The sequence below is a fragment of the Microcoleus sp. AT8-B5 genome, assembly GCF_036705565.1.
GTDB lineage: Bacteria > Cyanobacteriota > Cyanobacteriia > Cyanobacteriales > Microcoleaceae > Microcoleus.
Map to the genome: position 1 here is coordinate 135,745 of NZ_JAUBUY010000015.1, position 9,759 is coordinate 145,503.

9 protein-coding genes are annotated in these 9,759 nt (G+C 45.7%); 7 read left to right on the forward strand and 2 right to left on the reverse strand.

The features are described 5' to 3' along the window. Positions 1–289: 289 nt before the first annotated feature. From rfbF to QUB39_RS13050, 5 genes are all read left to right on the forward strand, one after another. Complete coding sequence (rfbF, locus tag QUB39_RS13030; protein WP_333055681.1) at positions 290–1,066, forward strand: glucose-1-phosphate cytidylyltransferase; 777 nt, start codon at positions 290–292, stop codon at positions 1,064–1,066. Positions 1,067–1,269: 203 nt separating this feature from the next. Next, a complete protein-coding gene (locus QUB39_RS13035) occupies positions 1,270–2,334 on the forward strand; it encodes an acyl-CoA dehydrogenase family protein (protein WP_333055680.1) in 1,065 nt (354 codons plus the stop codon). A gap of 132 nt (positions 2,335–2,466) precedes the next feature. Then, complete coding sequence (locus QUB39_RS13040) at positions 2,467–3,198, forward strand: cyclase family protein (RefSeq protein WP_333055679.1); 732 nt, start codon at positions 2,467–2,469, stop codon at positions 3,196–3,198. A gap of 177 nt (positions 3,199–3,375) precedes the next feature. Further along, positions 3,376–4,122: a DUF1995 family protein gene (locus QUB39_RS13045; protein ID WP_333055678.1), complete on the forward strand. Its 747-nt coding sequence runs from the start codon at positions 3,376–3,378 to the stop codon at positions 4,120–4,122. Between the two features lie 329 nt (positions 4,123–4,451). Then, entirely contained in the window at positions 4,452–5,222 is a 771-nt protein-coding gene (locus tag QUB39_RS13050) for a metallophosphoesterase family protein (RefSeq protein ID WP_333055677.1), read from the forward strand. Between the two features lie 316 nt (positions 5,223–5,538). Here the strand turns inward: QUB39_RS13050 and QUB39_RS13055 are convergent, their stop codons facing one another. Continuing rightward, positions 5,539–6,390 (reverse strand): M48 family metallopeptidase, encoded by an 852-nt coding sequence (locus QUB39_RS13055; protein ID WP_333055676.1) that lies wholly within the window; start codon positions 6,388–6,390, stop codon positions 5,539–5,541. 372 nt (positions 6,391–6,762) lie between these two features. Between QUB39_RS13055 and QUB39_RS13060 the strand changes: the two genes are divergently transcribed. Then, positions 6,763–7,287: a DUF4330 domain-containing protein gene (locus QUB39_RS13060; RefSeq protein WP_333055675.1), complete on the forward strand. Its 525-nt coding sequence runs from the start codon at positions 6,763–6,765 to the stop codon at positions 7,285–7,287. Between the two features lie 320 nt (positions 7,288–7,607). On the opposite strand, the gene QUB39_RS13065 is transcribed toward QUB39_RS13060, so the two are convergent. After that, positions 7,608–8,513, reverse strand: coding sequence for an alpha/beta hydrolase (locus tag QUB39_RS13065; RefSeq protein ID WP_333233804.1), 906 nt, complete (start codon positions 8,511–8,513; stop codon positions 7,608–7,610). Positions 8,514–9,042: 529 nt separating this feature from the next. Between QUB39_RS13065 and QUB39_RS13070 the strand changes: the two genes are divergently transcribed. Beyond that, on the forward strand, positions 9,043–9,657 hold the full coding sequence (locus QUB39_RS13070; RefSeq protein WP_333260697.1) for a hypothetical protein: 615 nt from the start codon (positions 9,043–9,045) through the stop codon (positions 9,655–9,657). Positions 9,658–9,759: the final 102 nt, after the last annotated feature.

Sequence of the window (9,759 nt, forward strand, 5' to 3'; positions counted from 1 at the left end):
ATTCCTAAGTTAGAAATTGCGCGCTGTATTCAAATATACTGTCCGCAGTACCCACCCTACTGTTAGTTAGAAATTGCGCGCAGCATTTAAATACATGGTGTGCACGGAACACCCTAGGATTATTACTAAATACACGGTGTCCACGGATCACCCTACGATTATTTATAATAATTCGTGATTTCTGGGGTTGACAAAGCTTCACTCACTATGAGAAAAAGTTAATAATTCTTTGAATAAATCCCTGATTATTGATGATAAATTAATTGATCATCTTTTAAAAATAAAAAAAATGCAAGTAGTTATCCTAGCAGGTGGTCTCGGTACTCGTCTCAGAGAAGAAACAGAATTTCGTCCCAAACCCTTAGTGGAGGTGGGGGGACATCCAATTATTTGGCACATCATGAAGATATATGCACACTTCGGTTTCCAAAACTTTATTGTGTGCTTGGGCTATCGCGGCAACATGATTAAAGAATATTTCCTTAATTATGAAGCCATGAACAATGACTTTACTATCTGTCTGGGACGGCAAAATACGATCACTTATCACGAGGAACATCTCGAACAAGATTTTCAGGTGACACTGGCTGAAACTGGCGCGGAAAGCATGACAGGAGGGCGGGTCAAACGGATAGAAAAATATATAGATCGCGAGAATTTCATGGTGACATACGGCGATGGAGTAGCTGATGTCAATATTGAGGCTTTAGTCGATTTCCACAAGTCTCATGGTAAGCTGGCAACTGTCACCACATTCCGTCCGATTTCTCGCTTTGGAATTTTGGATGTAGACAGCGATAGCCGCGTAGTACAGTTTTCTGAAAAACCTCAAATAGATGGCTGGATCAGTGTTGGATATATGATATTTAACCGCCGGGTATTTGAGTATTTGGGGGGAGATGATTGTATTTTAGAACAGGAGCCGATGCAGCGTTTAGCAGCAGACGGACAGTTGATGGCTTACCGTCATGATGGCTTCTTCTTTGCGATGGATACTTATCGAGAATACAAGTATTTAAACGAACTTTGGGATGAAGGAAAGGCTCCTTGGAAAATGTGGAAATAAATTAGTTTTGGGTATTCTCAGTAAGCCTTTTATGAACGGGCTATCCTGCCCGTTCCACAACAAATTTACTTTTTGTGGAACAGGCCGGAGAGCCTGTTCTAGAGACTGGTGCAAAATGTGAGTAAATAAGTTAGTTTGAGGGCAGATTTTTAGGCTGGTTCACAATGATTTAGAGAAAAACAGCTATAAAATAATTATATAAAATGGATTCCCCATATATTCTCAACAGCACAGAAAGTTACCTGCAAAAGTGCGTTTCACCCCACGCGGAAATTATCGACAGCGACTCGGAAGCGCTAGAAACAGCATTTGCGGGATTGGAAGATCGATCGCTCTTAGCATTGCGAGTTCCCCAAAAATGGGGCGGTGCCGAAATTGCACCCGAGATTTTTTACAAATATCAGGAATTGACGGCTCGATATTCCGGCGCTTTGTCTTTCCTGCAAACTCAGCACCACAGCGCAACTGGGATGATTGCCAACAGCGACAATGAAATGCTAAAAAGCAGATACTTGCCCGCGATCGCCCAAAAAGAGTTACGCTTGGGTATTGGGTTTTCGCATTTAAGGCGATCGGGCAATCCTGCCGTCACCGCAACTCCCACAAAAGCGGGCTATTTACTGTCAGGAAAAGTTCCTTGGGTAACAGGTTTTCGCTTGTTTCAAAAGTTTATTGTAGCGGCGGTACTTCCTGACGAACGCGCTGTTTTCGGTTTAGTGCCTTTTGCCAATATTGAAGGCGAATATGGTAAAATAGCTTGTAGCGAAATCATGCAGTTAATCGCCATGAACTCGACTAATACTGTGACAGCAACTCTCGATAATTGGTTGCTGCATGAATCGGAAATAATTTCAATTAAACCTGTCGGCTGGATTGCGGAAAACGACACCAAAAATATACTGAATTTTGTTCCGGCTACTTTTGGCTGTATTCGAGCAGCATTGGATGTAATTGCAGCCGCCGGGGCTGCTAAGAATTCACCTTTTATAACGGCGGCTTACCAAAAACTAGAGCAAAAGCTCGATCGGCTAAAACAGAATTTCCCACAATCTCAACATAGCTCGAAAGCAGAACAATTAGCGCTGCGAGCTCAAGCCATTGATTTAGCCGTGCGTTGCGGACACGCTGCGGTAGCAGTTTCTAGCGGTGCTGCTAACGGTGCGGTACACCCGGCGGGGAGAGTTTATCGAGAAGCTTTGGTGTATACTGTTTCCGGGCAAACAAAGGATGTGATGGAAGCAACCCTCGATCGACTAATCGAATTTTAGATTTTAGATTTTAGATTTTAGATTGAGAGTGCAGACGGTCAATCGATTTTAGATTTTAGATTTTAGATTTTAGATTTTAGATTTTAGAATTGAATAAACTGTGTTTAATAAATAATAGATATATTTTACCTGATGACAGACCAATTAAACTCCAATAATCTCAAAACGATCGCCTATAGCACAATTGTAGACTTAACCCATTCAATTCACCCAAATATTCCCATTTGGCCAGGAGATCCAGCGACAGAAATTGCCACAGTATCTCAAATAGAAACAGACGGGTATTTCCTGCGAAAATTTTCGATGGGCGAACACAGCGGCACTCACATTAACGCACCCAACAGCTTTTATGCAGGAGGCGCCAGCATTGATAATTATTCCCCGCAGTCGCTCGTTGTGCCGGCAATTGCGATCGACATCCGAGAGCAAAGTCTTGCCAATCCCGACTACACTTTAACAATTGATGATATATTGACTTGGGAACGGCAGCACAAACTTATAGAACCGGGAAATCTAGTTTTATTGTATACTGGCTGGCAAGAAAAATGGGATGACGAGAAAGCATTTTTCAACCGAGACGATCGCGGAATTTGCCACTTTCCGGGATTTGGCAAAGCAGCAACTCAATTTTTGCTAGAAGAACGCTCTATCGCGGGAATTGGCACCGACACCCACGGAGTCGATACCGGGCGAGATGAAAGTTTTGCGGTTAACAAATTGGTATTGGAAAAGCAACGAATAGTGCTGGAAAATCTAGCAAATCTCGACTTGTTACCTGCGGCTGAAATCACTTTAGTTATCGGAATATTGCGTCTTTTGGGAGGTTCCGGTTCGCCTGTATCGGTGTTAGCTTTTGTTGCTTAATGCGGTAAAACTTACATCTTGTACTATGCTCAAGAACGGGCAAGATGCCCGTTCCACAAGAAAATTCACTCTTTGTGGAACAGGCCGAAAAGCCTGTTCCTAAACAAGTAATTGAAAATGGTGCAATATCTCAGGTAAAATTAGATTGAGAGAAGTCGAGTAAAAACAATTAAATTAATGACAGAACTGCCCAAGGATCTCAACGAGGCGATCGCCCAATCCCGCATTGCCACCGCCGCTGCCCTCTCGGACGGCAAAACTCTACTGCAAGTCGAATTAGTATTTCCAGAAATCGCCCTGCAAGCACAGTCTATCACCCTACAATTTCTCCCAGAATTTGAGGAAATATACCCCGGAGTAAAAGTCTTTTTTCCCGACACCGGTGCGGCAGCCCTCGCGCGCCGCGACTGGGGAGAAACACCGTTTAAAGTCACTGATTTGGGTAGCAGTCGCACCCCTGTTGAAGATAAAATATCACCGGAAGATCAACTTTTCATTTTGATCAATCCAGCAGCCGTAGAAGTTGCCCAAGTCGAAAAAATTTATATAGCTGCGGCCGGTCGCCCCGTAATTCTACTCAACCCGCGTCTGGAAGATGTTGCCACCATAGGTATAGGCTATGCGGGCCGCCAATTGCGCGATCGATTCCTCAGCAAAATTGAATCCTGCTACTATATCAGACCCCTCGACACTGCTGCTTTATTCCGCTGCTACCCCCAATCGTGGCAAGTCTGGCTGGAAACAAACGACGAATACCAACTAATTTCTGAAACCGCCCAAAAACCTGTCGGAGACGATTTAGAGCGGATTTTAGCCGGTTCTCTCCCAAGCGCCGATCCTGATTCCACCGCACCTGCCAAACCCTTAAAAAAGAAAGGTTTTTTGGCAGAACTCCAGACATTCCTCAAAGCTTTGACTCAGTGACAATCGTTAAGGCTCGATCGTATTTTACGGTGTGTCAGCTAGGATTATTTTCGACTTAATCCGTCGGCTAATCGCTGATGCACCCTAAAGCGTGAAATAACTCAAAGCTTTGCCTCAGTAACAGCAGTTGCAGAAGCAGAATTAGCAGCTTGCCTGTGTTTATATCAGTAGCTACGCAAACAGGTACTGGTGAGCTTTACAGAATCTTTATAAAAAGCACTATAATGGGTGACACCCCTCCACCGTAAAAGAGGGGAGGCAAATAACAGCAAAATCAGATGCTATAAGCTAGAGATGGGGCTTTTGAGTCAGGGAAGCGGATAAACACAATGGAGCATCGGCGCATTGTTATCGGGGACGTACACGGGCATTACGACGGGTTAATGACCCTGCTAGAGGCACTTGCCCCCGGCTTGGACGATCGCGTCTATTTTTTAGGAGACTTAATCGATCGTGGCCCCAAAAGCGCTCAGGTATTAGATTTTGTGCAGCAAAGCCCCTACCACACTCTGTTGGGCAACCACGAACAACTGATGCTGGAGGCTTTGTCGGGAACGCCGATGGATATGCGAGCGTGGCAATCTTGGCTATACAGTGGTGGCGATGCGACAGTAGCGAGCTACAGAGATACAGGGATGATGCCGTATAAACACTTAGAGTGGCTGCGATCGCTCCCCACGCACCTGGACTTAGGGGACATCTGGCTGGTTCACGCCGGCGTTGACCCCCATCTGTCGCTCGATGAACAGTCGATCGAACAACTGTGTTGGATTCGCAGGGAATTTCACACCATGTCGAAACCCTATTTTCCCAATAAATTAATTATCACCGGTCACACGATCACCTTTACCTTTCATGGGGTCAGACCGGGCGAATTAGTCAGGGGCGAAGGGTGGTTGGATATTGACACGGGTGCTTATCATCCCAAAAGCGGCTGGCTGACAGGATTTGACCTCAGCTACCGCAGAGTTTATCAAGTAAATGTATTTAACAATCAAGTCCGAATTTTGCCCTTTGACGAAGTTGTCCGGCAATTGAAGCCGCAGCCGATTCCACCCCCCCAAGCTGCGATCGATTATGTTGTTCCACAGGAGTGTTAAATCAATTTGTAGTTTTAGGGTGCGTCAGTTTAAGTTCGATCAATTAAATCGAAATTAACCTGCTTCTGACGTACCCTAGTAATATCATGTCCGGTGGAGGAACCGCGATTTTTGTAGGGGCCCGTGAGCCAACAATACGTGCCAATAATTGACAATCTCAAAAACCCGCCCCGACCGGGCTATTATGGTTAATCCATGGGACATGATATAACTGGATTTATTTTTTAACGAACCGCGAAGGCGCGAAGAGCGCGAAGTAAGAAAAGAGAAGAAAAGAGAAGAGAAAACAATAGAGCCCCTGACAGATTGAGAATTTCTACGAACCTAAAAGCCTGCGGATTTCTAGCCTGTAATCCTCATTATTCAAACCTTCACCGCTAGCAAGATCCGGATCTATCGCCTGTGAAATAGCAGCAATACGATCGCCAGTTGCCGGGTGAGTGCTCAAAATGCTAGGAGGAGAAGGCTTGTTGAGCAACTTTTTCATAAAATCAACCATCCCAGATTGAGCGTAGCCTGCTCGCCCCATAGTTTGCAATCCCAACTGATCGGCTTCATACTCAGCTTGGCGACTGTGGGGACGGCGCAAAGCCAATTCCACCCCAATCTGAACCGCCTGAGATCGATCGAGCCCAGTGGCGGAAGCTACGCCTGAAGCGATGGCCATTTGACGCATTTGTTGAATCGCGTGGCGAGCATTAATGTGAGCGATTTCGTGGGCGATCACACTTGCCAATTCTGCCTCATTGTCCGCCGCTGTCATCAAGCCTTTATTCACATAAACAAAACCGCCCATAGTTGCAAAAGCATTAATCGCGTCGTCGTCAATCACTTGAAAAGTATAAGGAATATTGGGGCGAGTGCTTTCTTGAGCGAGTCGTTGACCGATACGGTTAATATATTCTGTAGTGTCCCGATCGCGGTCAATCTTAAACTGGCTCCTGGTTAACTGCTGATTAATTTGTCGGCCAATAGTCACCTCTTGGCGATCGGACATATTCGACAATTGAATAACTTGAATGCCTCGAAAAATAAGTTCGGGCAAAGAAAATGCTTGAGTCGGTTCCGGGGAAACCACCCAGATACCCGCAGCCACCATCAGGGACAGAAACAGATAAATCCCCCGGCCACAAGTACGCCGGCAAGTCAACCAAAAACTTTTTAACATGATTGATACGTGGGAGAAGTTAGATAAAATTTGAGGAAAAACTCGAAAAGTCACTCAATAGGCAGACGTAATTTGAGGCTGCTTAGTTGCTATTCTAGCTTTTTGTCAATTTTTAACCGCGCCACCAGCTTCTGGGCGATCGACCCACGGCCAACCAACCGCCGTCAACGGCCTTCCGGGTTAAGTGGCCCAGTCATGCGGATTTGGGGCGATCGTTGTGGTAATATCTTTTAGCTTCAGGACTTACGCATCAATAAAGTATGTCATTGCCAGCGGTAGCCAAGCAATCACAGCATCTGTTTTTCATCGATTTCTGTGTAAGTCCTGAGCTTGTAAACATACTCCTGTCGCTATCAGTATAATAGGCGATTTATGAAAATTTTAGATTCTCAAGGCCGACTGTTCGGCAAACTCAGCATTCTAGACGTAGCTGCCGCTCTGATCGTACTGCTAGTTGCAGTCGGAATCTTTTTCTTTCCCGGCACTTCTGGCGGTTCCGTCGCCCAAGTCGGCACCAGTATCAAACCTGTAGAGATTGATGCAATTGCGATCGGTCTCAAAGGAACAAACGTTCCAGAGTTGTTCAAAACAGGTGATAAAATCAATGTGGTGATCCGCAATCAACCGTCCGGTCAGATTACCATCAAATCGGTCAAAACTCTCACCAGAACCCTAGCAGTTCCTCAGCCCAACGGCACTCTGAAAGCTCTCCCCGATCCCAGAGAAGAAGAAGCCTTCAGCAGAAATATGATGTTTACCTTAGAGGGAAAAGGTCAACTTACTGAAAATGGCCCGGTTTTAGGTAATACGAAAGTCAAAATTGGCACTACGCTAGAGCTTGAAGGCAACAAGTACATTTTCAACGCCAGCGTTATCGACGTGCGAGTAAAAGAATAATTAGTAGTCAGTAGTCATTAGTCATTAGTCATTGGTGTCAAATTCAGACTAAAATTCATGAGAAATCTCGCTTCTAGCAGAGTATAGATCCCCCCTAGCCCCCCTTAAGAAAGGGGGGGGCAAGATTATTGTCAAAGTCCCCCTTATTAAGGGGGATTTAGGGGGATCTAGACTTGGATATAAACGAGAGATACAGCCGTCTTTAGGATTAAGTTGACATCTATGGGTTGTGGGGAATTAATCTTCCTTCTTCCCTCGATCCAGGAACCTCTATCCGTGACATCCGTTACATCCGTTACAAAATCCGTTGCCGAACTTCTTTACCCTTCCGAAAGCAATTTTAAGTATTGCCTAATTAAGCCAATCGTGACAGCGGGAATTTCTAACTGCGGAGTCAAACCTACGTTTTCCAGAGGTTGAAAAACTTTGATTGCTTCGGGGTTGAGGTTTGCCAACCGCTGGCCGATATCGGGCCCGGTAAACTGCGATTTTTCTCCCCAAATAATCGCTGTCGGCGTTGTTAGCTGAGTGATGTACAGCGACAAGTCAAAGCACAAATCTCCCCGCACAAAAGACAGGGCTGCATATTCTGCATTTGGTTCCAAAGCAGATTGGAGGTAAGCATCAACAATTTCTTGGTAAACGCGACGCGAATCTGCAAATTGGCGCTGTTCTAGGAAGTTACGGATGCCGCCGTCTGTGGCGATTCCGGTACTGTAGAGCAAGCGATCTAAAATCGGCGTGTTGACTAGCTTAGCGAAGAAACTGCTGCCGTAGTCTTGTCCGAAGTCCGACAAACCGCTGGGTATGGTCAAAATTAGGGATTTGAAGAGATCCGGCCGTGCGATCGCAGCTCGAATCGCGATCGCCCCTGTTAGCGAAGAAGCAATCACCTCTGTCGGACTGCCGCAAGTTTTTTCGAGAAATTCGATCAAAGTTGTGATATAATCTTCCACCTGATAATTTCTTGCCGGATGTTCCGATCGCCCCCAACCGATTAAATCCGGTGCTAAAATTCGATATTCTGCGGCAAAAGCCGGATAAACTTTTGACCATTCGTAGGCACTCGACCCGCCGCCAAAACCGTGAAAAAATACTAAGTTCGGCTTATTTTCCGAAGTTGAGGTCGGCAACCCCATCCAAGGCATTTTTTCAGCAGTGTAGTAAACCATTCTGCCGAGAGAAGTAACTATTGATCGCTGACCGAAGCCGAGGGGTACAAGCATAAACTAACCTTAATCGCTGTTATATTTTAGATTCTTTTCCGTCGCCCCGTCTTTGTTTAAAAAACTTGCAAAGCTGGTGGCGTTTTTGTAAAGATTGAGTAATGATTTAAATCTATTTTAGTACAGGTGAAGCGTGAAACTACAGACAGCAAGTAAGTTTTGCGATTTGGGCAATTCGGCTGTGTAGTTATCCTTACTGTTGCAAACTACCGCCGATCGGAGATAATAGCAAAATGATGGGTGAGACCCCTCAACAAAATAGAGTCTGTTCGCTAACCCCGAAAGCAGGCGCTCGGAAAGGAGGACTATTAGAACTCGCTTTCAGGCAGGCGGCAGGTTGGCCGACGCTCGCCAATCACAAATCATTAATCACGATATTTTGCGGAGCAGTGGCTTTTGAGGTCGAAAGTCTTTGTTGGAGGGCGGGCAATGGGGTTTCGATTCCTAATTGCAGGTTTGGCAATCACGGGCCTCGCCGTTATCAATTCCAAAACACAAGAAATAACTAATCTCAGGGAGGTCTACTAAAATGCAACTGCTCAGAAAAAGGGATCGCGAGGGTTTTATGGTTGATGCGAAAAGTCTTCAATCTGACGGGTTGGCAGAGTTTGACACAGCCTGTCGAAGCATGGATTTAAACGGCAAAAAGTCTGTTGTCGCCACTCCAGAACGCTCAGGCGCAGGGTCAGAGGTGCGATCGCGCGCCACGGTACCTGCGATCGTCCGGGTAGCTTTAGAAGACTTGAAATGCTTTGAAGTAGTAGAACACCAGTTTGCACATTGGGGGGTGACTTTTAGCAATGCCGTCGCCATCCAACCTTCAAACCCAGCATTTTTCACAGGTTCTGGGGCAACAGTGTTAATGGGGGCCCCCAAAAGCGGACTGATAGAAGTAACTTTTAAGTATCCAGTTCGCTGGGTGTCAGGACTTGTCACCAGTTCGCGACGAACTGTTTTATCTGCTTGTGACATTGACGGCAACCCAATAGTTCAGGATGAAATGCCGGCGCCCAATCTGGTGGGGTCTAATTCTCCGATCGACCCTAGGACTCCCCTGCGCGTAAAAGCTCCGAATATTCATAAAATTACTTTTTACGCTTTTGACGGTCAGCTAATAGTCGATGACTTGATGTTTGGATTGTGAACTACCAGACGCTGACCACTTAAGGGGTACAGCGCTGGCTTCCTGATTCAACGGGGCGGGGCGTCCAACAAAACCGAAGTTTTACCAGATCGACTTACATCC

Coding starts and splice junctions, on each gene's coding strand:
- rfbF (WP_333055681.1), top strand. CDS start 290: ATGCAAGTAGTTATCCTAGCAGGTGGTCTCGGTACTCGTCTCAGAGAA.
- QUB39_RS13035 (WP_333055680.1), top strand. CDS start 1,270: ATGGATTCCCCATATATTCTCAACAGCACAGAAAGTTACCTGCAAAAG.
- QUB39_RS13040 (WP_333055679.1), top strand. CDS start 2,467: ATGACAGACCAATTAAACTCCAATAATCTCAAAACGATCGCCTATAGC.
- QUB39_RS13045 (WP_333055678.1), top strand. CDS start 3,376: ATGACAGAACTGCCCAAGGATCTCAACGAGGCGATCGCCCAATCCCGC.
- QUB39_RS13050 (WP_333055677.1), top strand. CDS start 4,452: ATGGAGCATCGGCGCATTGTTATCGGGGACGTACACGGGCATTACGAC.
- QUB39_RS13055 (WP_333055676.1), bottom strand. CDS start 6,390: ATGTTAAAAAGTTTTTGGTTGACTTGCCGGCGTACTTGTGGCCGGGGG.
- QUB39_RS13060 (WP_333055675.1), top strand. CDS start 6,763: ATGAAAATTTTAGATTCTCAAGGCCGACTGTTCGGCAAACTCAGCATT.
- QUB39_RS13065 (WP_333233804.1), bottom strand. CDS start 8,513: ATGCTTGTACCCCTCGGCTTCGGTCAGCGATCAATAGTTACTTCTCTC.
- QUB39_RS13070 (WP_333260697.1), top strand. CDS start 9,043: ATGCAACTGCTCAGAAAAAGGGATCGCGAGGGTTTTATGGTTGATGCG.